Raw genomic sequence first — 24184 nt, forward strand, 5'->3', positions numbered from 1 at the left:
AAATCGTGTCCCGGCGACAACTAATTGCTATCGCCGGACGAGCCACTGAACAAATCTGATGCAAAGGCGCCGGACCTACCGGCGAACCAGGAGCAAGCGATGGCACTAGATCAGATCGTCGACGGACTTTCGGAGGTTTCCTGCGACGTGCTCGTGATCGGCGGCGGCACCGCCGGCCCGATGGCGGCGCTCAAGGCGAAGCTGAAGAATCCGAAGGCCAATGTCGTCCTGCTCGAAAAGGCCAACGTCAAGCGCTCCGGCGCGATCTCGATGGGCATGGACGGCTTGAACAACGCCGTCATCCCCGGCTACGCGACGCCCGAGCAGTACACCAAGGAAATCACCATCGCCAATGACGGCATCGTCGATCAAAAGGCGGTCTATAAATACGCGCAGAACTGTTACAAGATCGTCGAGGAGCTCGACAGTTTCGGCATTCGCTTCCTGAAGAACGAGAACGGCGATTACGCCGTCAAGAAGGTGCATCATATCGGCAGCTACGTTCTGCCGATGCCGAACGGCGAGACCGTGAAGAAGGCGCTCTATCGCCAGCTTCGCCGCGCTCGCATCCTGATCTCCAACCGCTACATGGCGACGCGGCTGCTGAAGTCCGCTGATGGTCGTATCGCCGGCGCGATCAGCGTCAACACCCGCACGGCCGAAATCCTGGTGATCAAGGCCAAGTCGGTGATCCTCTGCATGGGCGCAGCCGGTCGCCTCGGTCTCCCGACCTCCGGTTACATGTTCGGCACTTACGAGAACGCCGCCAATTCCGGCGACGGTTATGCGATGGCCTATCATGCCGGCGCCGCGCTCGCGAACCTCGAATGCTACCAGATCAATCCGCTGATCAAGGACTATAACGGGCCGGCCTGCGCCTATGTCGCCGGTCCTTTCGGCGCCTTCACTGCCAACAACGAGGGATCGCGCTTCATCGAATGCGACTATTGGTCCGGCCAGATGATGCTGGAGTTCTACAATGAACTCCTGTCGGGCAAAGGCCCGGTGTTCCTCCAGCTCAAGCATCTGCATCCCAACACGATCGAGGAGATCGAAACCACGCTGCACAAGGTGGAGCGGCCGACGCGCGGCCTATTCCAACAGGGGCGCGGCATCGACTACCGCAAAGAGTCGATCGAGATGCACATCTCCGAGATCGGTTTTTGCTCGGGTCACAGCGCCTCCGGCGTGTTCGTCGACGACAACGCGCGCACCACTGTGCCCGGCCTCTATGCCGCGGGCGATATGGCGAGCGTGCCGCACAACTACATGCTGGGCGCCTTCACCAACGGGGCGGTCGCCGGCATCGACGCGATGGAGTTTGCCGAGAACCACGACTTTGCGGAGTTCGATGCAGCCGATGTCACTAGGGAACGCGACCGCGTGATGGCGCCGACCAAGCGCGAGGATGGCATTCCGCCGAACCAGATCGAGTACAAGACCCGGCGCCTGGTCAACGACTATCTCCAGCCGCCAAAAGTCACGCGCAAATACGAGCTCGGAATGCGCCGCCTCGCCGAGGCACGCGAGGACATGCAGGAGCACATGATCGCGCGCAACGCGCATGAACTGCTCCGCGCCCTCGAAGTGCAATCAATCATGGACTGCGCTGACATGGCTGTGCATGCCTCGCTCTACCGCGAGGAAAGTCGCTGGGGCCTCTATCATTGGCGCACGGATTTCCCGGAGAAGGACAACGAGAACTGGTTCTGCCACACGCTGCTGTCCAAGCAGAACGACAAGATGACCAGCGAGAAGCGTGCCGTGGAGCCCTACGTCGTGCCGATCGCCGACGACGAGAAGGATCTCTACGACAAGCAACGCATTCGCGCGACAGCCTGACCCCCGCACGAGTAACAGGAGACATACGATGCCTCTCGCTTCCTATCAGACATCGGTTCCGGTGGTCGTTGACGACGCCAAATGCATCGCCGACAAGGGCTGCACCGTGTGCGTCGACGTCTGCCCGCTCGACGTGCTGCGCATCAGCGACATGACCGGCAAGGCCTACATGGCCTATGACGAATGCTGGTACTGCATGCCCTGCGAGGCGGATTGCCCGACCGGCGCCGTCACCGTCAACATTCCTTATCTGTTGAGGTGATCATGTCGAGCCCATTCGAATCCTACGACGACCTCGAAGACGCCGACGAGCGTTTGCAGGCCGCAGATCCCGCCGAGCGCCGCGTCGCGATCATCGCGCTCGGCCATTCCGGCGATCCCGCAGCGGTCGGCCATCTCTACAGCATGGTCGCCGATCCCGATGCCGGCGTGCGCCAGCAGGTGGCGATGGCGCTCGGCGAGTTCGACGGGCCGGAGGCCGCCAGTGCGCTCGTGAAGCTGCTGGTCGATCCCGAAAGGATCGTCGCCGCCGCCGCGGCCGACAGCATGGCCGAGTTCAAGGATCCAGCCTGCGCCGACATCATCCTGCCGCTGGTCAAGCATGCCCACGCCTTCGTGCGCATGGGCGCGTTGCGTGCGCTCAAGGAGCTGCGTTGCAAGGACACGCTGAAGCCGGCGCTGGAAGCGCTCCAGGATACGGACGCCGCCGTGCGTGTGCAGGCGATCGGTGTGATCGGTTTCCTCAAACTGGAGGAATCAATTCCGGCGCTGACCGCGCTGATCAACGATCCCGACGCGCATGTGCGCCGCGCTGCCGTCAGCGCGCTCGCCTTCTCGCAGCTGAAGCCGGCGGCCGAGACGATCACGCGTGCGCTGAAGGATTCGGACTGGATGGTGCGCGAGATGGCGGCGGAGACGCTGGGTCTCAACTTCAACGGTTCGATCGCCGCCGATCAACTGGTCGCTTCGCTCGGCGACGAATTCTGGCAGGTGCGGCTGAAGGCGATCCGCAGTCTTGGCCGAATGAAGATCGAGCGCGCGGTGCGTCCGATCGGCAATTGCGTCAATCACGAGCAAGCGAACTTGCGGAAAGAGGCGGCCGCGGCTCTCGGCGAGATCGCCCATCCCGACGGCGAAGCGTTCCTCGCCGTCATCGCCGATGATGCCGATCCCGACGTGCGCAAGAACGCGCGCTGGGCGCTCCAGCAGATCGCGGCCCGAAAGGCGCGGGCGGGAGCATAGAAGCGCGGCAGGCTGCCGCTCTGGACTTCCCGTCCCAGACGTTTATTGGTCTTCGCCAACGTGATCGGCCTCTTCGAGTGCGGCCGATCCGAAAAGAGCGAGGACACGCCCATGACGACATTGACGGTTAAGGACCTTCTCCCCGAGGACGGCACGCGGGGAACGCTTGTCGGCCGCGTCTGGCTGCCGCAGGCGAATGGCCCGGCCGTGGTCGCCGTGCGCGGCGACGGTGTCTTCGACGTCACCGCGAAATTCCCGACCATCAGCGCGCTCTGCGAAGAGGACGAGCCGGCCAAGGCGCTTGCCGCGACCAGGGGTGAGCGCATCGGCGATCTCGATGCCATCGTCGCCAACACGGCGCCGGATCAGCGCGATTCGAAAAAGCCGTGGCTGCTCGCGCCGGTCGATCTCCAGACCCTGAAGGCGGCCGGCGTCACCTTCGCCATCTCGATGCTGGAGCGCGTGATCGAGGAGCGGGCGAAAGGCAATCCGGCCTCGGCGGAAGCGATCCGCAAAGAAGTGACGCGGCTGATCGGCGATGATCTGTCAAAACTCAAGCCGGGCTCGGATCAGGCGATACACCTGAAGCAGGTGCTGATCGACCAGAACGCCTGGAGCCAATACCTCGAAGTCGGCATCGGCCCCGATGCAGAGGTTTTCACCAAGGCGCCGACCTTGTCCTCGGTTGGCACCGGCATGGATGCCGGGCTGCATCCGAAATCGACCTGGAACAATCCGGAGCCGGAGCTGGTGCTGTTCGTCTCCAGCCGCGGCAAGATCGTCGGCGGCGCGCTTGGCAACGATGTCAATCTGCGCGACTTCGAGGGCCGCTCGGCGCTGCTGTTGTCTAAGGCCAAGGACAACAACGCCTCCTGCGCGATCGGCCCGCTGCTGCGTCTGTTCGACGACAGTTTTTCGCTCGACGACGCGCGCAAGCTGGAGATCAGCCTGAACGTGAAAGGGGCGGACGGTTTTGTCCTCGACGGCCACTCCTCGATCAGCATGATCAGCCGCGATCCCACCGACCTGGTCGAGCAAACGATCGGCAAGGTGCATCAATACCCTGATGGCTTCGTACTGTTCCTCGGCACGATGTTCGCGCCGGTCAAGGATCGCGATGCACCGGGGCAGGGGTTCACCCACAAGCGCGATGACATCGTCACGATCGCGGCGCCCCAGCTCGGCAAGCTCGTCAACCGCATGCGGACCAGCGACGAGTGCGAGCCCTGGACCTTTGGCATCGGTGCGCTGATGAAGAACCTGGCGCAGCGGAAGCTGATCTAGCGCCGGCTTCGTTTCACCTCGCCTCACTGGCGGGGCCTCTTGGTTCGAGACGCGCCGTAAGCGGCGCTCCTCACCATGAGGTTCAGGATTTAGCTGCCAACATGAACCTTATCCTGAGGAGCCCGCAAACAGCGGGCGTCTCTAAGGATGGGCCGCACACATTCTTCATCTTTCCGTTGCATCCGCGGAACAAAATCGCGCTGGGCGTGTCATACGATGGCCCTCCCGCCGACTGCCGTGTTCAGCGCAAATAGTCAGATAATATGACTAGTCGGAACCAAACTTCCGTGAAATAGTCCCTCCCGCCGCCTCCAAGGGCGGTCTGCGGGTGCCATGCTACCAATCGGCGCGCCCGGATAACATTTTGGGAGACACGCCTGATGACCTTCAAAGCCCTCTTTGCGGCCAGCGCGACCGCCGCGTTGCTGCTCGCGTTGCCGGCGAATGCCGCCGAGCTCACCATCGGCTTCTCGCAGATCGGATCGGAATCCGGCTGGCGCGCGGCCGAGACCTCGGTCTCCAAGCAGGAGGCTACCAAGCGCAAGGTCAATCTCAAGATCGCCGACGCGCAGCAGAAGCAGGAGAACCAGATCAAGGCGATCCGCTCCTTCATCGCGCAGAACGTTGATGCGATCTTCCTCGCGCCTGTCGTCTCGACCGGCTGGGACTCGGTGCTGAAGGAAGCGAAGGAGGCCAAGATCCCGGTCGTGCTGCTCGACCGCGACATCGATCCCTCCGGCAAGGAGCTCTATCTCACCGCCGTGACCTCCGACAGCGTGCACGAAGGCGAGGTCGCCGGCGACTGGCTGGCGAAGACCGTCGGGGCCAAGGCCTGCAACATCGTCGAATTGCAGGGCACCGTCGGCGCCAGCGTGGCCGCCAATCGCAAGAAGGGTTTTGACACCGCTATCGCCAAGCATGCGAACCTGAAGGTGGTGCGCAGCCAGACCGGTGACTTCACCCGCGCCAAGGGCAAGGAAGTGATGGAAAGCTTCATCAAGGCCGAAGGCGGCGGCAAGTCGATCTGCGCGGTCTATGCGCACAACGACGACATGATGGTCGGCGCCATCCAGGCGATGAAGGAAGCGGGCCTCAAGCCCGGCAAGGACATCCTCACCGTCTCGATCGACGCGGTCCCCGACATCTTCAAGGCGATGGTCGCAGGCGAAGCCAATGCCACGGTCGAGCTGACGCCGAACATGGCGGGCCCCGCCCTCGATGCCATAGCGGCGTTCAAGGACAAGGGCACGGTTCCGCCGAAATGGATCCAGACCGACTCGAAGCTCTACACGCCCACCGACGATCCGCAGAAGATCTACGACAGCAAGAAGGGCCTCGGTTATTGAGGCGAGTGCGTCGCCGGACGGCCGTGTTTCGGCAGTCCGGCGGCCCGCTTCGAAACTGCTGCGCGAACGGATGGGCTGGGTGTCCGCATCATCAGCGGGCGCCGGCGGGAGTGACGTCACGATGGAGAACAGCTCGGATCCTGCTGCGTTCCTGCTGGAGGTGCGCGGGATCAGCAAAAGTTTTGGTGCTGTGCATGCGTTGCAGGAGGCCGACTTCACGCTTCGCGCCGGCGAGATCCATGCGCTGCTCGGTGAAAACGGCGCCGGCAAATCCACGCTGATCAAAGTGATTACCGGCGTGTTCCCGCGCGATGCTGGTATCGTCAGGATCAGTGGCGAAGAGGTCGCGCCGCGTTCGGCGAAGGCCGCACTTCAGGCCGGCATTGCCACCGTCTACCAGGAGGTCAATTTGCTGCCGAACCTCTCGGTGGCGCAGAACCTGTTCCTCGATCGTCAGCCGATGCGCTTCGGCGTCGTGCGCGAAGGCGAGATGCGACGCCGCGCGAAGACATTGCTCGCGGATTTCGGTCTCGATATCGATGTATCGGCGCCGCTCGGCAGCTATTCCGTCGCCGTGCAGCACGTCACCGCGATCGCGCGCGCCGTCGATCTCTCGGCGCGCGTGCTGATCCTGGACGAGCCGACCGCGAGCCTCGACCGCCACGAGGTCGAGATCCTCTTTCGCATCATGCGCCAGCTCGCCGGGCGCGGTATCGGGATTGTTTTCGTCAGCCATTTCCTCGACCAGGTCTACGAGATTTCCGATCGCATCACAGTCTTGCGCAACGGCCGCCTGGTCGGCGAGCGCGAGACCGCGTCTCTGTCGCGGCTCGAGCTGATCCGGATGATGCTCGGCCGCGAGCTTGCGGAGACCACCAGCACCCGGGCATCAGCAGGCGCGCAGAAGACGCGTGACGTCTGTGCGAGCTTCGAGAATTACGGCAAGGCCGGCTACGTCGCGCCGTTCAATCTCGAGCTGCGCCACGGCGAGGTCGTCGGCCTCGCCGGTCTGCTTGGCTCCGGCCGAACCGAGACGGCGCGGCTGGTGTTCGGCGCCGAGCGCGCCGATCGCGGGCAGGCGAGAGTCGAAGGCGTGCCTGTCCGGCTTCAGTCGCCGCGCGATGGCGTGCGCCACGGCTTTGGTTATTGCCCGGAAGAGCGCAAGACCGACGGCATCGTCGCCGAGCTCACCGTGCGCGAGAACATCGTGCTCGCGCTCCAGGCCAAGCGCGGCCTGCATCGGCCGCTGTCGCGCCGCGAGCAGGACGAGATCGCAAGCCGTTACGTCAAGATGCTCGACATCCGCCCGCCCGATCCGGAGCGTCCCGTCGGGCTGCTATCTGGCGGCAATCAGCAAAAAGTGCTGCTGGCTCGCTGGCTCGCAACCTCGCCGCGGCTGCTCGTGCTGGACGAGCCGACCCGCGGCATCGACGTCGGCGCGCACGCCGAGATCATCCGCCTGATCCGCGAGCTCTGCGACGACGGGCTGGCGCTGCTGGTGATCTCCTCCGAGCTCGACGAGATCGTGACCTATTCCGATCGTGTGGTGGTGCTGCGCGATCGCGCCCATGTCGAAGAGCTCGCGGGGGAGGCGATTGACGTCGGCAGCATTCTCGCCGCCATCGCCGCCGATGGCGGCAGTGTCGCGCAAGAGGGCCGGGCATGACAGCGCTGTTGCCGCGCCGCGGCCTTGCCCAGATCCTTGCGCTAATCGTTATCCTGGCGGTCGATCGTGTGGTGTCGCCGCAATTCTTCGATCTGCGTCTCCAGGACGGCCGTCTCTTCGGCAGCCTGATCGACGTGCTCAACCGCGGCACGCCGGTGGCGCTGCTCTCGCTCGGCATGGTGCTGGTGATCGCGACGCGCGGCATCGATCTGTCAGTCGGCGCGATCATGGCTATCTCGGGCGCAATCGCGGCGAGCCTCGCCGACAGCCACAGTCTGGCCGTGGTGCTGGCAGCCGCGCTCGGCGCGGGCTTGATCTGCGGCTTGTGGAACGGATTTCTCGTCGCGGTGCTTGGCATGCAGCCGATCGTCGCGACGTTGATCCTGATGGTGGCGGGACGCGGCATCGCGCAGCTCATCACCGAGGGTCGCATCGTGACCTTCTCCTCGCCCGATCTGGTCTGGCTGGGCAATGGCGCCATTCTCGGCGTGCCGGTGCCAGTCGCGATTGCGTTGGGCATGCTGATCCTCACCGGCGCGGTGGTGCGCGGCTCGGCGCTCGGACTGCTGATCGAGGCAACCGGCGGCAATGCGCGGGCGAGCGAACTCGCCGGCGTCGGCACGCGCGCCATGATTTTAGCGGTCTATGTCTGGTGCGGCGTCTGTGCTGCGCTCGCCGGCGTGATCGCGGCTGCCGACATCATGGGCGCCGATGCCAACAATGCTGGCCTCTGGCTCGAGCTCGACGCGATCCTGGCCGTCGTGATCGGTGGGACCTCGCTGTTCGGCGGCCGCTTCAGCCTAATTCTTGCTGTGTTAGGTGCACTGATCATCCAGACCATGAACACCGGCATTTTGCTGTCGGGATATCCGCCGGAGTTCAATTTGCTGGTCAAGGCAGTGGTGGTGATCGCCGTGCTTCTGCTGCAATCACCGAAACTGTCCGGCGTTGCCGGTGTCGTGGCGCGGCTGCGGAGGGCCAAAGCGTGAAAGGCCTGCCGCCCGTCCTCATCACCACCATGGTGCTCGTCGCGGGATTCGCGCTCTGCGCGGTGCAATTCCCCAACATCGCCTCGACCCGTGTGGTCGGCAATCTCCTCACCGATAACGCCTTCCTCGGCATCGTCGCGACCGGCATGACCTTCGTCATCATCTCCGGCGGCATCGATCTCTCGGTCGGCTCGGTGATCGGCTTTACCACTGTGTTCGTCGCGCTGGCGATCGAGCGCTGGGGCATTCCGCCCCTGGTCGCCTTCGTCGCCATCCTCGCACTCTCGGGAGCCTTTGGTGCGGCGATGGGCGCGATGATCCACGTTTTCGATCTGCCGCCTTTCATCGTGACGCTCGCCGGCATGTTCCTGGCCCGTGGCGCCAGCTTCCTGCTCTCGACGGAATCGGTGCCGATCACCGCGCCGGTCTATTCCACCGTGTCGGACTTCGCGCTGCGGCTACCCGGCGGCGGGCGCCTGACTGCGGTCGCGATCATCATGCTTACGATCGTGATCGGCGGCGCATTGCTGCTGCGTCTCACCCGGTTCGGCGCCAACGTCTATGCGCTCGGCGGCAGCCGGCAGGCCGCGAGCCTGATGGGCGTTGCCGTCGGCAGGATGACGGTGAAGATCTACATGCTGTCGAGCCTGCTGGCAGGCATCGCGGGCATCGTCTTCTCCTTCTACACCAGCGCCGGATACTCGCTTTCCGCCGTCGGCGTCGAGCTCGACAGCATTGCGGCGGTCGTGATCGGCGGCACGCTGCTCACCGGCGGGCAGGGCTCGGTGATCGGTACCTTCCTCGGCGTGCTGATCCAGGGCATGATTCAGACCTACATCAATTTCGACGGGACGCTGTCGAGCTGGTGGACTAAGATCGCGACCGGCGTGCTGCTGTTCGCCTTCATCGCCTTGCAGCAAGGACTGGGTCGCGCTCGCGCGCCGGCCGGTGGCGAAGCGCGCGGGAGCCGTCTCATGACCTCGCGCATCGTCGTCATCCCCACGCGCCGGGCCCATTCTAACCACGCGGAAGTGGCGCGCTCGATCGGCGTCGACATCATCGCCGGCCGTTACGCGGAAGGGACGCGCCTTCCGGGCGATGCCGAGATGATCGCGATGTTCGGCGTGTCCCGGCCAGTGCTGCGCGAGAGCGTGAAGACGCTGGTTGCCAAGGGCCTGCTCACCACCAAGGCGCGGGTCGGCACCGTCGTGCGCGAGCGCGTCGCCTGGAACATGTTCGACGCCGACGTGCTGGCCTGGCATCTGGACGCCGGCATCGACAAGCGCTTCCTCAACGACCTCGCCGAGATCCGCCTTGCGGTCGAGCCGCGCGCGGCCGTGCTGGCAGCGGCGCAGCGGTCGGAGCAGGACTTGGTCGAGCTGCGTCGCTGCATGGAGCGGATGCGGGATGAGGCTTCCGATTCCGTCGGCTTTGCTGATGCCGACCTCGCGCTTCATGTCGCCGTGGCGCGTGCGTCCGGTAATCTGTTCATGCGCTCGATCGGGCACGTCATCGAGGCCGCCTTGCGCGCCTCGTTCCTGCTCAGCGCACCTGTCGAACCGGAGGACCGCGACACCGTGCTGCTCTGGCATCAGAAGATCGTCGATGCCATCGCGACGGGTGATGCCGCGACTGCGTCGGAGGCGATGGTCTACGTCATTCACAACGGCATGCGCCGCCATGAGGGTACAGTGACCGAGACTGTACCGGCCGAGGCGCTGCCGTCCGCGGACACTGGAGAGAGATCGTGACTGAACTTCGCATCGCCATCGTCGGCTTCGGCAAGATCGCGCGGGACCAGCATGTCGGCGCGATCGCCGCGGTGCCGGGTGCGACGCTCGCGGCCGTTGCCAGCCGCAACGCCTCGCTGCCGGGGCTGCCGCACTTTGCCACCATCGAGGACTTGCTGGAGAGGGGGCCGCCGATCGATGCGGTGTCGCTGTGCACGCCGCCGCAGGTGCGCCGCACCCAGGCTGCCTTGGCACTCGCCGCCGGCAAGCATGTCATGCTGGAGAAGCCGCCCGGCACCGGCGTTGCCGAGCTCGATCCCTTGATCGCGATGGCGGCGGATGCGAAGCGCACGCTGTTTGCGACCTGGCATTCGCGCCATGCACCGGCCGTCGAGCCGGCGCGGCAATGGCTCGCCGCGCGGCGGATCACCTCCGTGCACATCAACTGGAAAGAGGACGTCCGCGTCTGGCATCCCGGGCAGGCCTGGATCTGGGAGCCCGGCGGGCTCGGGGTGTTCGATCCCGGCATCAATGCGCTGTCGATCCTGACCAGGATCCTGCCGAAGCCGGTGTTCGTCACCGCGGCCGAGCTCGCCTTCCCCGCCAATTGCCAGGCGCCGATCGCCGCGAACCTGACGCTGACCGATATTGATGGCCTGCGAGTTACCGCCGAGTTCGATTTCCGCCAGACCGGGCCGCAGAGCTGGGATATCCTCGTCGAAACCGACCAGGGCCGGATGACGCTATCCCGCGGCGGCCGGATCATGGCGATCGACGGCAAGACCGTTGCCGAGGCGCCCGATGAGGAATATCGGGAGCTGTACCGGCGCTTCGTCACGCTTGCCGCAACAGGTGCCCGCGACGTCGATCTGGCGCCGCTTCGTCTCGTCGCCGATGCCTTCCTGCTCGGCAGGCGCAATATCGTCGAACCATTTGTGGATTAGACATGGCTGGCGCAAAAATAGAAAAAGACGTCTTCGGAACACTGCCGGACGGCCGTAGCGTGGAGCGCATCGTGCTGCGCGGGGAGAGTGGGTTCGAAGCGCGCATCATCACCCACGGCGCGGTGATTCAGGCTCTGATCGCGCCGGACGCGAGGGGCGGCTATGACGACGTCGTGCTGGGTCACGATGCGTTCGCCGGCTATCTCGCCGAGCGGAAGTTTTTTGGCGCCACCGTGGGCCGCTATGCCAACCGCATCGCCAACGGACAATTTTCGCTGGACGGCGAGACGGTGCAGCTTCCCGTCAACAACGGTCCGAACGCGTTGCATGGCGGCCTCGACGGATTCGACCGCAAGCTCTGGGAGATTGCGGAGATCGACGACGGCTCCGAGTCGGCGGTGACGCTGACCTACACGAGCCCGCATGGCGAGGAAAACTATCCCGGCCGGCTCGACGTCCGCCTGACCTATCGCGTCACCGGCCCGAGCGAGCTGTCGCTCACCATGGAGGCGCGGACCGACCGGCCGACCATCGTCAACCTGACCAATCACAGCTTCTTCAATCTGGAAGGCGCGACGTCAGGCACACCCGTTCTCGATCACAAGCTGACGGTCGCCGCCGAACATTTCCTGGCGATCGATCCCACCGCCATTCCGCTTCCTGAGCCGCCGCGCAGCGTTGCCGGCACACCGTTCGACTTCCGCGGCGCCCAGGCCGTCGGCGCGCGCATCCGCGAGAGCGATCGGCAATTACAGAACGGCAAGGGCTACGACCATACCTACTGTCTTGGCCGCGATGGCAAGCTTGCGCTCGCGGCGCGGCTGGAGGCGCCGCGCTCGGGGCGGATCATGGATCTGCTCACCGATCAGCCCGGCCTTCAGGTCTATTCCGGCAACTATCTCGACGGCACGATCTCGGGGAAGGGCGGCAAGCTGTATCGCCAGTCGGACGCGATGTGCCTGGAGCCGCACATGTGGCCCAATTCACCGAACCGGCCGGATTTTCCAAGCCCGCGCCTCGATCCAGGCGGGGTCTATCGCCATCATACCGTCTATCGCTTTGCGGTGAGGTCGCCATGATGGAGCAGGTGCCGACGTCTGTCCTCTCGGACGATCCCTGCCATCTCGGCGAGGGACCGACCTATGACGCGACCACCGACACGGCCTGGTGGTTCGACATCCGCGAGGGGCGGCTGTTCGAGGCGCAGCTCGGCCGTGGCAGCATTCGCGTCCATGCGCTCGGCCGGATGGCGAGCGCGCTCGGGCGCATCGATGCCGAGCGCCAGCTGATCGTTGCGGAAGATGGACTCTACATCCGCAAGCTCGCCGACGGTGCGATGGCGCTGCTCTGCCCGCTCGAAGCCGACAATCCCGCGACGCGCTCCAATGATTGCCGCGTGCACCAATCCGGCACGTTCTGGATCGGCACCATGGGCCGCAAGGCCGAGCGAGGGGCTGGCGCGATCTATGCGTTCCATCGCGGCAAGATATCGACGCTGTTTCCCGGTATCAGCATTCCCAACTCGATCTGTTTCTCGCCCGATGGCGCCACAGGCTACTTCACCGACACCGCACGCGCCGTGCTCTATTCCGTGCCGCTCAATCCCGCGACCGGCCTGCCGCGCGGCGAGCCCGAGGTGCTGCTGCGCCATACCGGCATCGGCGGCCTCGACGGCTCGGTGTGCGACGCAGATGGCCAGATCTGGAACGCGTGCTGGGGCGCAAGCCGCATCGATGTCTACTCGCCGCAGGGCGAGCGCCTGCGCTCAATCAGCGTGCCGGCCAAGCAGGCAAGCTGCCCCGCTTTCGTCGGCCCTGATTTATCGCGCATTCTCGTCACCTCGGCGTGGCAGGACATGGACGCGGCGGCGCGCGCCGCCGATCCGCAGGCCGGCTGCACCTTTCTGTTGGAGGCCTCCGCGCATGGTCGCGCGGAGCCGGACGTCAAGCTCGCATAGGAGGCCCGAAGCAGCTCATCGCACGTTCTCGACGAAGCCAAGAAACAGTCTGACACCATAAGGGAGTGAAACATGCTGAAACTGAAGACGACATTCCTCGCGCTGGCGCTGGCCGGCGCCGCGACGATGGCCGCGGGCGTCACCGCCTCAGCCCAGGACAAAGCAACGGTCGGCATCGCCATGCCGACCAAATCGTCGGCGCGCTGGATCGACGATGGCAACAACATGGTCAAGGTGCTGAAGGAACGCGGCTACAACACCGACCTGCAATATGCCGAGGACGACATTCCGAACCAGCTCTCGCAGGTCGAAAACATGGTGACCAAGGGCGCCAAGGCGCTGGTGATCGCCGCGATCGACGGCACCACGCTCTCCGACGTGCTCAAGCAGGCCAAGGCCAAGGGCATCACCGTGATCGCCTATGACCGCCTGATCCGCGGCACGCCGAACGTCGATTACTATGCGACCTTCGACAATTTCCAGGTCGGCGTGCTCCAGGCCGAGTCGATCGTGCAGGGCCTCGGCCTCAAGGATGGCAAGGGTCCGTTCAACATCGAGCTGTTCGGCGGCTCGCCCGACGACAACAATGCCTACTTCTTCTACAACGGCGCGATGAGCGTGCTGAAGCCGTACATCGACAGCGGCAAGCTCGTCGTGGCTTCGGGCCAGATGGGCATGGACAAGGTCGCGACCTTGCGCTGGGACGGCGCCACCGCGCAGGCTCGCATGGACAATCTGCTCAGCGCCTACTACGGCAACAAGAAGGTCAACGCGGTGTTGTCGCCGTATGACGGCCTGTCGATCGGCATCATCTCTTCGCTGAAGGGTGTCGGTTATGGCAGTGCCGGCCAGCCGATGCCTGTCATCTCGGGCCAGGATGCCGAGGTGCCATCGATCAAGGCGATGCTGCGCGGCGACCAGTATTCGACCATCTTCAAGGACACCCGCGATCTCGCCAAGGTGACCGCCGACATGGTCGACGCCGCGCTTGCCGGCAAGCAGGTCACCGTCAACGACACCAAGACCTACGAGAACGGCGCCAAGACCGTGCCGTCCTACCTGCTCAAGCCGGTCGTGGTCTATAAGGACAATTGGGAGAAGGTCCTGATCGACAGCGGCTACTACAAGAAGTCGCAATTCCAGTAAGACTTTTCTCCTTCGCCCTCGCCCCGCTCTCGCGGGGAGAGGGCGGGGTGAGGGGCCATCTCCCTACGGGCAGTGATTGCTATGCACTCCGTCATTGCGAGCGCAGCGAAGCAATCCAGTCTTCCGCCGCGGAGAGAGTCTGGATTGCTTCGCTGCGCTCGCAATGACGATGTGGATGCCGCGATATCATCCCCGCAAGATGGGGAGAGGTTGAACAAGGGACAACGACGATGGCCGCAATGCTGGAGATGCGCAACGTCAGCAAGAGCTTTTCCGGCGTGCAAGCGCTGCGCGACGTCAACTTCTCGGTTGACGCCGGGCAGATCCACGCCCTCGTCGGCGAGAATGGTGCCGGCAAGTCGACGTTGATGAAGGTGCTCAGCGGCGTGTATCCGGCCGGCAGTTACGAGGGCACCATCGTCTTCGACGGCGAGGAGCGGCGCTTTCGCGACATCAACGATTCCGAGGCGCTCGGCATCATCATCATCCATCAGGAGCTGGCGCTGATCCCGCTGATGTCGATTGCCGAAAACATCTTCCTTTCGCATCCGCCTTCAAGACTCGGCGTCGTCGATCGCGACGAGGTGTATCGGCGCACGCGGGAACTCCTCGCGCAGGTTGGCCTCAAGGAATCGCCGGATACGCTGATCACCGATCTCGGCGTCGGCAAGCAGCAACTCGTCGAAATTGCGAAGGCCCTGTCCAAGCGGGTGCGGATGCTGATCCTGGACGAGCCCACCGCCAGCCTCAACGAGGCTGACAGCGCCGCGCTGCTCGAACGTCTCGTGGCCTTCCGCGAACAGGGCATCGGCTCGATCCTGATCTCGCACAAGCTGAACGAAGTCGCCCGCGTCGCCGACCACATCACCGTGCTGCGCGACGGCCGCACCGTCGACGGCATCGACTGCCGCGCCGAGCCGATCCAGGAAGACCGCATCATCCGCAGCATGGTCAACCGCGATCTCGCCCACCGCTTTCCGGAGCGTAGCGCAAAGATCGGCGAGCCCGTTCTCACCGTCGAGAACTGGTCGGTCTACCATCCCATCCATCCCGAGCGGCAGGTGATCAAGAACATCGATTTCAGCGTGAAGCGCGGCGAGGTCGTCGGCATTGCCGGATTGATGGGCGCCGGCCGCACCGAATTCGCCATGAGCCTGTTCGGTCGGTCCTGGGGCACTACCATCAGCGGTCGCATCCGGCTCGAGGGCCATGAGATCGTGCTGCCGAACGTCGCGGCTGCGATCGACGCGGGTCTTGCCTATGTCACCGAGGACCGCAAGCAGCTTGGGCTGATCCTCGCCGACGACGTTCGCAAGAACATCACGCTCGCAAGCCTCGACCAGGTCGCGCCTCGCCGGGTGATCGACGACATCGCCGAGCTGAAGGTCGCCAGCGACTACCGCAACCGGATGCGCATCCGCTGCTCGGACGTCTACCAGGAGACCGGCCAGCTCTCCGGCGGCAACCAGCAGAAGGTCGTGCTGTCGAAATGGCTGATGACGGACCCCAAGGTCTTGATCCTGGACGAGCCGACGCGGGGCATCGACGTCGGTGCCAAATACGAGATCTACTGTATCATCAACGAGCTTGCGGAAGCCGGCCGCGGCGTGGTGGTGATCTCCTCGGAGATGCCCGAGCTCCTCGGCATCTGCGACCGCATCTGTGTCATGAACGACGGCGCCTTCGTCGGCGAGTTCCCGGGCACTGAAGCGACGCAGGAAAAGATCATGCGCGCCATCATGCGGAACGATAGAAATTATGGAAGCAGCGTCCTTGCGGGCGCGGAGATGGGAGGATCGCAGCCATGACCGACAAGACGGTATCGCTGCCCGAGGAGCGCCGGCACGGCAGCTTCATCAAGAACAATTTGCGCAATTACGGCATGCTGATGTCGCTGGTCGCGATCATGCTGTTCTTCCAGGTCATGACCGGCGGCACGCTGCTGCAGCCGCTCAACCTGACCAATCTAGTGCTCCAAAACAGCTACATCGTCATCATGGCGCTCGGCATGCTGCTGGTGATCGTTACCGGCCATATCGACCTCTCGGTCGGCTCGGTCGCGGGCTTCGTCGGCGCGGTGGCCGCCGTGCTGATGGTGACGTACAAGATCGACTACACGCTCGCCTTCATCGCCTGCCTGCTGTTGGGCGCGGCGATCGGCGCGGCGCAGGGCTATTGGGTGGCCTATTTCAAGATCCCGTCCTTCATCGTGACGCTGGCCGGCATGTTGGTGTTCAAGGGACTTGCGCTCGCGGTGTTGCAGGGCCAGTCGCTCGGACCGTTTCCGGCGACCTTCCAGAAATTGTCGTCGGGCTTCATTCCGGAGATGCTGCCCGAGGCCGGCACGCTGCATCCGACGTCCATGCTGATCGGTGCCGTGCTCGCGCTCGGCCTCGTCTACGCCAGCGCCAAGGGTCGCTCGCGCGAGCAGTTGCACGGCATCGAGGTCGAGCCTTACGCGTTCTTCCTCGGCAAGAGCATTCTTCTGGCCTGCGCCGTGCTCTACTTCACCTATCTGATCGCCTCGCATCGCGGCCTGCCGAACGTGCTGGTCATCATGACCGCGTTGATCGCGCTCTACGGCTTCGTCACCCGCCGCACCGTGATCGGTCGGCAGGTCTACGCGGTCGGCGGCAATGCGAAAGCCGCACAAAGCTGTCGGGCATCAAGACGGAACGGTTGACCTTCCTCACCTTCGTCAACATGGGCGTGCTCGCCGCGCTCGCCGGCCTCGTCTTCGCCGCGCGCCTCAACACCGCAACGCCCAAGGCCGGTCTCGGCTTCGAGCTCGACGTCATCGCCGCCTGCTTCATCGGCGGCGCGTCGGCCTATGGCGGTGTCGGCCGCGTCGGCGGCGCCGTGGTCGGCGCCATGATCATGGGCGTGATGAACAACGGCATGTCCATCCTCGGCATTGGCATCGACTACCAGCAGGTCATCAAGGGCCTGGTCCTGCTCGGGGCGGTGTGCATCGACGTGTATAATCAGCGCAGGTGACGCCGCGCAGCCGGATGGAGCCCGGGCTACGGTTTCCTGCCGCGGCATTGCCTGCGGAGGGTCGCCCGTTGCTGAGCTATTGCCCAAGAGTTGGGTATATGATCGAATGGCCGGATGGACCAGGGCCGGCCAAAACCCGATCTGATCATCTTCGACTGCGACGGCGTACTGGTCGACAGCGAGTTGGTGAGCTGTCGCTGCTTGTCCGACGTGCTGGCCGAATGCGGCATCGCACTCAGCGTAGAGCAGGCGCTCGAACTCTTCCTCGGGCGCAGCACCAAGGCGGTCGAGCAGCATTATCGGGATCTCGGACAGGTCGTGCCGGAGGGCTTTCTGCCACGCTTGAAGTCGCATGTACTGACGACGTTCGCGGGTGCGCTTCAACCAATTCCCGGCGTCGCCGATGTGATCTCCGATTTGCGCGCGCCGTTTTGCGTGGCGTCGTCCAGTGACATCGACCGCGTCTCGTTGTCTCTTGACGTCACCGGCCTGCGGGCGCATTTCGGCGACCGGATCTACACCGCGCAGATGGTCAGGCACGGCAAGCCGGCGCCCGATCTGTTTCTCCACGCGGCGGCGAAGATGGGTGCGGAGCCCGCGCGCACGCTGGTGATCGAGGACAGCGCCAGCGGCGTGCAGGCGGGAAAGGCGGCCGGCATGACCGTCTGGGGATTTGTCGGCGGCAGCCATTATCGCGGCCGCGACGGGCAGGCTATATTGTCGGGTGCGGGGGCCGACCGGGTGTTCGCGCGCATGATCGATTTCTGGAAGGACGCCTGACGCCCGCCATGGCCGCTGAGAACGAAAAGTCCAGGCTCGATGACGCCGCACGCGCCGGCTGGCTCTATTTCATTGCCGGTCACACCCAGGACGAAATCGCAAAAATGCTCCAGGTCTCGCGCGCGTCGGCGCAGCGGCTGGTCTCGCTGTGTCTCGCCGAGCGGCTCATTACCTTCCGGCTCGAACATCCCATCGCAGCCTGCATGGAACTTGCGGCGCGGCTGAAGGAACGGTTTGATCTCGTTCATTGCGATGTGGTGCCGGCCGATCCGGCGGCGCCGCAGGCCACAGCGGGCATTGCCGAACGCTGCGCCAATCTGCTCGATGCCACGCTGCGTTCGGAGACGCCCGTCATCGTCGCGCTCGGCACGGGCCGGGCGGTGCGCGCCGCGGTCGAGCGCGTCACGCCGATCGACCGGCCCAACCACCAGATCGTCTCGCTGGTCGGCAACATCTCCGCCGACGGTTCTGCGAGCTTCTACGATACTGTCGGCCGGCTCGCCGATCGCACCGGCGCGCGGCACTATCCGATGCCGCTGCCGTTCCTGATGTCGTCCGAGGACGAGCGCAACAAGATGGTGCGGATCGAGCCCATCGCCAAGGTAAAGGCGGTCGCGATCAAGGCGGATTTGCGCCTCGTCGGCATCGGCCAGATGGACCAGAAGGCGCAGGTCCACGTCGACGGCTTCGTCACCCGCGACGAATTGTTCGAGATGATGCGGCAAGGGGCGATCGGCGAAATCACCGGCTGGGCCTATGATTCTAAGGGCCGCCTGCTCAAAGCCGGCACCAACAAACGCTTGACCAGCATTCCGCCGGAAGTGCCGGCAAAAACCACGACGATCGGCGCCGCAGTCGGTGCGGCCAAGGTGGCGGCGATCGCGGCGGCGCTGAACGGGCGGTTGATCAACGGGCTCATTACCGACGAGACGACCGCAAGGGCAATTATCGAGCGCTGAGGCAGAGCTAGCGCGACAGCGCCGCTGCTCTCCCTCTCCCGCTTGCGGGAGAGGGCTGGGGAGAGGGTCTCTCCGCTGGCAAGACTGCCCAAGAGGAGAAAGCCTTCACCCGTATCGCATCTTCGATGCGATACGACTTCTCCCGGAAGCGGGGGACGTGGAGCAAGTTGCGTGCGCTCGGCTCGAGCAACGGCCACCCCACTCGCGGCACACGACACCATCTCCCGCACCGCAGCACTCATAAGTTGCGCGAACGCCCTCGCGCCTGCTTGACAACGGTCCGCTCTCGGTTGAGCATACGCCCAACGCGTGGGCATATGCTCAAAAGCGCGATCCTAGGGAGGTCACCCGTGAAACACGTCCTTGGCGCCGTCTGCGGCGCGTCTTGCCTGTTGCTGGCCGTCCCCGCGATGGCCGAAACGACCCTGACGATCGCCACCGTGAACAACGGCGACATGATCCGCATGCAGGGTTTGACGGCTGAATTCACCAAGAAGAACCCCGACATCACCGTGAAATGGGTGACGCTTGAGGAGAACGTGCTGCGCCAGCGCGTCACCACCGACATCGCCACCAAGGGCGGCCAGTTCGACGTGCTCACCATCGGCACTTATGAGGTGCCGATTTGGGCCAAGAAGGGCTGGCTGGTGCCGCTCGCCAATCTCGGCGCCGATTACGACGTCGCCGACCTCCTGCCCAAGATCAAGGATGCCGTCTCCGTCGATGGCAAGCTCTATGCCGCACCGTTCTACGGCGAGAGCTCGATGGTGATGTACCGCACCGACCTGTTCGACAAGGCCGGCCTGAAGATGCCGGAAAAGCCGACCTGGGATTTCGTCATCGACGCCGCCAAGAAGCTCACTGACAAGAGCGCCGGCGTCTATGGCATCTGCCTGCGCGGCAAGGCCGGCTGGGGCGAGAACATGGCGTTCCTCTCCGCCATGGCCAATTCCTACGGCGCGCGCTGGTTCGACGAGAAGTGGCAGCCGCAGTTCAACACCCCGGAATGGAAGGCGACGCTGTCGACCTATGTCGACCTGATGAAGCAGGCCGGCCCTCCCGGTGCGAGCTCGAACGGCTTCAACGAGAACCTCGCGCTGTTCAATGCCGGCAAGTGCGCGATGTGGATCGACGCCACGGTCGCGGCGTCCTTCGTCACCAACCCGAAGGACTCCAAGGTCGCCGACAAGGTCGGCTTCGCGCTCGCGCCCAACACGGGCCTGGGCAAGAACGCCAACTGGCTGTGGGCCTGGAATCTCGCGATCCCCGCGGGCTCCAAGAAGACGGAAGCGGCCGAGAAGTTCATCGCCTGGGCGACGAGCAAGGACTATACCAAGACCGTCGCCGCGAAGGAAGGCTGGGCAAATGTGCCGCCGGGCACGCGGACCTCGCTCTACCAGAACCCGGATTATCTGAAGGTCGCCCCATTCGCCAAGCTGACGCTGGCCTCGATCGATGCGGCCGATCCGAACAAGCCGACCGTGAAGCCGGTGCCTTACGTCGGCGTGCAATATGCGGCGATCCCCGAATTCCAGGGCATCGGCACGCAGGTCGGCCAGCAGTTCTCGGCCGCGCTTGCGGGCTCGATGACGGTCGATGCCGCGCTCGCCGCCGCGCAGTCCGCAACCGAGCGCGAGATGAAGCGGGCCGGTTACATCAAGTGAACCCGAGCTCTCCCTCCTGAGCTCAGACTTGCGGCCATCCACCCGCTAGGGATGGATGGCCGCCTTCTTCCCGCAAGCGGAGAAGCCAAGAATGGCAACCCGGCAGACGCAGCTTCTCGCACGGACGCTCCTGACGCCTGCGGTCGGGCTGCTGTTCATCTGGATGATCGTCCCGCTTGCGCTGACGCTCTATTTCTCGACGCTGCACTACAGTCTGCTCGATCCCGGCTCGGAATCATTCGTCGGGCTGGAAAACTTCCGCTACTTCCTCACCGATCCCGCGTTCCTCGCATCGCTCCAGAATACGCTGGTGCTGGTCGGCTCGGTGCTGGCGCTGACCGTCCTGCTCGGAATTCCGCTGGCGCTGCTGCTCGACCAGCCCGTGATCGGCCTTAACATCGTGCGGCTGATGGTGATCGCGCCGTTCTTCGTGATGCCCACGGTGAGCGCGCTGGTCTGGAAGAACCTGCTGATGCATCCGGTATCCGGGCTGTTTGCCTGGATCGCCTCGATGTTCGGGTTGACGCCGATCGACTGGTTTACCGACGCGCCGCTGTTTGCGGTGATCCTGATCGTGTCCTGGCAATGGCTGCCGTTCGCGACGCTGATTTTGCTCACTGCGATGCAGTCGCTCGACGAGGAGCAGAAGGAAGCCGCCGAAATGGACGGCGCCAGCGCGGTCTCGACCTTCATCTATATCACGTTGCCGCACCTCGCGCGTCCCATCACGGTGGTGATCCTGATCGAGACGATCTTCCTGCTCACCGTCTTTGCTGAAATTTACGTCACCACGGGAGGCGGCCCGGGACTGTCGACCACCAACATCGCCTTCCTGATCTATTCGCAGGCACTGATCCAGTACGATGTCGGCACCGCCTCGGCGGGCGGCCTCGTCGCTGTGGTGATCGCCAATGTCGTTGCCTTCTTCCTGGTCCGCATCGTCGGCCGCAATCTGGAGGCATGAGACATGGCGCGTGTGGCGACGAGGCGGCGGGTGGTGGTCTCGACGATCGGGGCGTGGTTCTTCGGGTTCCTGATCTTCTTCCCGATCCTCTGGATGGTGCTGGCGAGCTTCAAGACCGAACTTGAGGCCTTCGCGATTCCACCATCCTTCCTGTTCTTCCACTGGACCACCGAGAACTACGCGACCGTGCAGGAGCGCAGCGACTATTTTCACCACGCGCTGAACTCGATCATCATCGCCGGCGGCTCGACCCTCATTGCGCTTTTGATAGCGATCCCCGCGGCCTGGTCGATGGCGTTCTCGCCGACCAAGCGCACCAAGGACATCCTGCTCTGGATGCTCTCGACCAAGATGATGCCGCCGGTCGGCGTGCTGGTTCCGATCTACCTGATCTACAAGACCTTCGGCTTGCTCGATTCCCGCATCGGCCTCGTCTTCATCCTGTGCCTCGGCAATCTGCCGATCGTGATCTGGATGCTGTTCACCTATTTCAAGGAGATCCCGCGCGACATCCTCGAAGCCGCGCGCATGGACGGCGCAACAATAGGCCGCGAGCTGATCTATGTCCTGACGCCGATGGCGATCCCAGGGCTCGCATCGACCATGCTGCTCAATTTGATCCTGGCCTGGAACGAGGCGTTCTGGACGCTCAATCTGTCGACCTCGAACGCGGCGCCGCTTACCACGTTCATCGCGTCTTATTCGAGCCCGGAAGGGCTGTTCTGGGCAAAGCTGTCGGCGGCCTCGACGCTGGCGATCGCGCCCATTCTCGTCCTCGGTTGGTTCAGCCAGAAGCAGCTCGTGCGCGGGCTCACCTTTGGCGCGGTAAAGTAAGAAGGGCTGCCGGATCATGGGTCAGATCACACTTCAGGACGTGCAAAAATCCTTCGGCCCCGTGCATATCATCAAGGGCGCGGACCTCGAGATTGCCGACGGCTCCTTCGTAGTTTTCGTAGGTCCCTCGGGCTGCGGCAAGACCACGCTGCTGCGGCTGATCGCCGGGCTCGAGGACGTCTCTGGCGGCAAGATTCTGATCGACGGCAAGAACGTCGTCGACACGCCGCCCGCCAAGCGTGGGCTTTCCATGGTGTTCCAATCCTATGCGCTCTATCCGCATATGAGCGTGCGCGGCAATATCGGCTTCGGCCTGAAGATGGCAGGTCTCTCCAAGGACGAAACCAATCGCAAGGTCGAGGCTGCCGCCGCGACGCTGAACCTCACGCCTTATCTTGACCGCAAGCCGCGCGAGCTCTCCGGCGGCCAGCGCCAGCGCGTCGCGATCGGGCGCGCCATCGTCCGCGAGCCAAAGGCGTTTCTGTTCGACGAGCCGCTGTCCAACCTTGATGCGGCGCTGCGCGTGCAAATGCGCATCGAGGTGACGCGGCTCCAGAAGCAGCTCGGCACCACCGCGATCTATGTCACCCACGACCAGGTCGAAGCCATGACCATGGCCGACAAGATCGTGGTGCTCAACGGCGGCAAGATCGAGCAATATGGCTCGCCGCTGGATCTCTACGAGAAGCCGGCCAACCTCTTCGTCGCCGGCTTCATCGGCTCGCCCAAGATGAACTTCGTCACCGGCGGGCACGCCTTGCAGAAGGGCGCAGCAACGATCGGCGTAAGGCCGGAGCATCTCAAGATCGAACGCGACGGCACCGGCGGCTGGCAGGGCACGATCGCGGTCGCCGAGCATCTCGGCAGCGACACCTTCCTCTATGTCGATGCCGGTGAGCTCGGGATGCTGACGGCGCGCTACATCGGTGAATTGAGCCTGCACGCCGGCGACCACGTGTCGCTGGTGCCGGACCCCGCACGCATCCATCGCTTCGACGCGAGCGGCAACGCCATTCGAGGCTGACAAGAGACCGCAAGAAACGGCAAAGAAACGGAAATACCACCATGTACCTGGAAAAATTCAAGCTGACTGGCAAGACCGCGTTCATCACGGGTGGCGGGCAGGGCATCGGGTTCGCCTGCGCCGAGGCGCTGGCTGAAGCCGGCGCCAGGGTCGTCATCGGCGATCGCGACAGCAAGGTCGCCGACAGCGCGAAAGAGAGCCTGAAGGCGAAGGGCTACGACGCGGAGACGGCGATCATGGACGTCACCGACACCAAGCGCGTGGCGGAGGTCGCGAGCGATCTCGTCGCCCGCTATGGCAACGTCGACATCCTGGTCAACAATGCCGGCATTGCCCGCAGCGAGACGCCGGCGGAGACCGTGACCGACGAGCACTGGCTCAATGTGATCGACGTCAATCTCAACGGCACCTTCTGGTGCTGCCGCGAGTTCGGCAGGCACATGCTCAACGCCAAGCGCGGCGCCATCGTCAATATCGGCTCGATGTCGGGTTTCATCGTCAACAAACCGCAGGAGCAGTGCTTCTACAATGCTTCCAAGGCAGGGGTACACCATCTCACCAAATCGCTGGCCGCCGAATGGGGCGCGCGCGGAGTCCGCGTCAACGCGGTGGCGCCGACCTATATCGAGACGCCCCTCAACGCCTTCGTGAAGAGCAATCCGAGAATGTACGATGCCTGGATCGGTGGAACCCCGATGGCGCGGATGGGGCAGGTCGAGGAGATCGCCTCCGTGGTGCTGTTCCTTGCTTCCGAGGCCGCGAGCCTGATGACCGGCAGCATCGTGCTGGTGGATGGCGGCTACACTTGCTGGTAGG

At 64.1% G+C, this 24184-nt stretch carries 20 protein-coding genes and 2 pseudogenes; all 22 read left to right on the forward strand.

Annotated elements, in window-relative coordinates; all coding sequences use genetic code 11:
- Positions 1-99: 99 nt before the first annotated feature.
- The 22 genes and pseudogenes from ACVWYI_RS15365 (at position 100) to ACVWYI_RS15470 (ending at position 24183) form a co-directional block, all read left to right on the forward strand.
- Positions 100-1842 (forward strand): fumarate reductase/succinate dehydrogenase flavoprotein subunit, encoded by a 1743-nt coding sequence (locus tag ACVWYI_RS15365; protein ID WP_456662489.1) that lies wholly within the window; start codon positions 100-102, stop codon positions 1840-1842.
- A gap of 28 nt (positions 1843-1870) precedes the next feature.
- Complete coding sequence (locus ACVWYI_RS15370; protein ID WP_008141081.1) at positions 1871-2104, forward strand: 4Fe-4S dicluster domain-containing protein; 234 nt, start codon at positions 1871-1873, stop codon at positions 2102-2104.
- A gap of 2 nt (positions 2105-2106) precedes the next feature.
- A complete protein-coding gene (locus ACVWYI_RS15375) occupies positions 2107-3084 on the forward strand; it encodes a HEAT repeat domain-containing protein (protein ID WP_456662490.1) in 978 nt (325 codons plus the stop codon).
- 111 nt (positions 3085-3195) lie between these two features.
- The gene (locus ACVWYI_RS15380) at positions 3196-4368 is read left to right on the forward strand and encodes a fumarylacetoacetate hydrolase family protein (RefSeq protein ID WP_354105795.1); all 1173 of its coding nucleotides are present in this window, start codon (positions 3196-3198) and stop codon (positions 4366-4368) included.
- Positions 4369-4748: 380 nt separating this feature from the next.
- On the forward strand, positions 4749-5714 hold the full coding sequence (gene ytfQ / locus ACVWYI_RS15385; RefSeq protein ID WP_354105796.1) for a galactofuranose ABC transporter, galactofuranose-binding protein YtfQ: 966 nt from the start codon (positions 4749-4751) through the stop codon (positions 5712-5714).
- A gap of 121 nt (positions 5715-5835) precedes the next feature.
- On the forward strand, positions 5836-7380 hold the full coding sequence (locus ACVWYI_RS15390; protein ID WP_456662491.1) for a sugar ABC transporter ATP-binding protein: 1545 nt from the start codon (positions 5836-5838) through the stop codon (positions 7378-7380).
- Positions 7377-8369 carry an ABC transporter permease gene (locus ACVWYI_RS15395; RefSeq protein ID WP_247350086.1) on the forward strand — a complete coding sequence of 331 codons (993 nt, stop codon included), beginning with the start codon at positions 7377-7379 and terminating at the stop codon, positions 8367-8369. Before ACVWYI_RS15390 ends, ACVWYI_RS15395 begins: the two co-directional genes overlap by 4 nt.
- Positions 8366-9347 (forward strand): annotated as a pseudogene (gene yjfF, locus ACVWYI_RS15400) (galactofuranose ABC transporter, permease protein YjfF). The gene ACVWYI_RS15395 and the pseudogene yjfF overlap by 4 nt, the downstream one beginning before the upstream one ends.
- Positions 9344-10120: a FadR/GntR family transcriptional regulator gene (locus ACVWYI_RS15405; RefSeq protein ID WP_456662492.1), complete on the forward strand. Its 777-nt coding sequence runs from the start codon at positions 9344-9346 to the stop codon at positions 10118-10120. Before yjfF ends, ACVWYI_RS15405 begins: the two are co-directional and overlap by 4 nt.
- Positions 10117-11043: a Gfo/Idh/MocA family protein gene (locus ACVWYI_RS15410; protein ID WP_456662493.1), complete on the forward strand. Its 927-nt coding sequence runs from the start codon at positions 10117-10119 to the stop codon at positions 11041-11043. The genes ACVWYI_RS15405 and ACVWYI_RS15410 overlap by 4 nt, the downstream gene beginning before the upstream one ends.
- A 2-nt stretch (positions 11044-11045) precedes the next feature.
- Positions 11046-12122: an aldose epimerase family protein gene (locus ACVWYI_RS15415; protein WP_456662494.1), complete on the forward strand. Its 1077-nt coding sequence runs from the start codon at positions 11046-11048 to the stop codon at positions 12120-12122.
- Positions 12122-13000, forward strand: coding sequence for an SMP-30/gluconolactonase/LRE family protein (locus ACVWYI_RS15420; protein WP_247350272.1), 879 nt, complete (start codon positions 12122-12124; stop codon positions 12998-13000). Before ACVWYI_RS15415 ends, ACVWYI_RS15420 begins: the two co-directional genes overlap by 1 nt.
- 72 nt (positions 13001-13072) lie before the next feature.
- Positions 13073-14146 carry a multiple monosaccharide ABC transporter substrate-binding protein gene (gene chvE, locus ACVWYI_RS15425; protein ID WP_247350094.1) on the forward strand — a complete coding sequence of 358 codons (1074 nt, stop codon included), beginning with the start codon at positions 13073-13075 and terminating at the stop codon, positions 14144-14146.
- Positions 14147-14376: 230 nt separating this feature from the next.
- A complete protein-coding gene (gene mmsA, locus ACVWYI_RS15430) occupies positions 14377-15954 on the forward strand; it encodes a multiple monosaccharide ABC transporter ATP-binding protein (RefSeq protein WP_456662495.1) in 1578 nt (525 codons plus the stop codon).
- Positions 15951-17143: pseudogene (gene mmsB, locus ACVWYI_RS15435) on the forward strand (multiple monosaccharide ABC transporter permease). The gene mmsA and the pseudogene mmsB overlap by 4 nt, the downstream one beginning before the upstream one ends.
- A gap of 114 nt (positions 17144-17257) precedes the next feature.
- Positions 17258-17923 carry an HAD family hydrolase gene (locus ACVWYI_RS15440; RefSeq protein ID WP_456662496.1) on the forward strand — a complete coding sequence of 222 codons (666 nt, stop codon included), beginning with the start codon at positions 17258-17260 and terminating at the stop codon, positions 17921-17923.
- Between the two features lie 8 nt (positions 17924-17931).
- Positions 17932-18882, forward strand: a complete 951-nt coding sequence (locus ACVWYI_RS15445) for a sugar-binding transcriptional regulator (RefSeq protein WP_456662497.1) — start codon at positions 17932-17934, stop codon at positions 18880-18882.
- Between the two features lie 350 nt (positions 18883-19232).
- Positions 19233-20546, forward strand: a complete 1314-nt coding sequence (locus ACVWYI_RS15450) for an ABC transporter substrate-binding protein (protein ID WP_456662498.1) — start codon at positions 19233-19235, stop codon at positions 20544-20546.
- Positions 20547-20637: 91 nt separating this feature from the next.
- The gene (locus tag ACVWYI_RS15455; RefSeq protein ID WP_354044324.1) at positions 20638-21510 is read left to right on the forward strand and encodes a carbohydrate ABC transporter permease; all 873 of its coding nucleotides are present in this window, start codon (positions 20638-20640) and stop codon (positions 21508-21510) included.
- 3 nt (positions 21511-21513) lie between these two features.
- Complete coding sequence (locus tag ACVWYI_RS15460) at positions 21514-22344, forward strand: carbohydrate ABC transporter permease (RefSeq protein WP_456662499.1); 831 nt, start codon at positions 21514-21516, stop codon at positions 22342-22344.
- 16 nt (positions 22345-22360) lie between these two features.
- A complete protein-coding gene (locus tag ACVWYI_RS15465; protein ID WP_247350112.1) occupies positions 22361-23368 on the forward strand; it encodes an ABC transporter ATP-binding protein in 1008 nt (335 codons plus the stop codon).
- Between the two features lie 41 nt (positions 23369-23409).
- Positions 23410-24183 (forward strand): SDR family NAD(P)-dependent oxidoreductase, encoded by a 774-nt coding sequence (locus ACVWYI_RS15470; protein WP_456662500.1) that lies wholly within the window; start codon positions 23410-23412, stop codon positions 24181-24183.
- The last annotated feature ends 1 nt before the right edge of the window (position 24184 follow it).

The organism is Bradyrhizobium sp. LB13.1 (genome assembly GCF_054056815.1).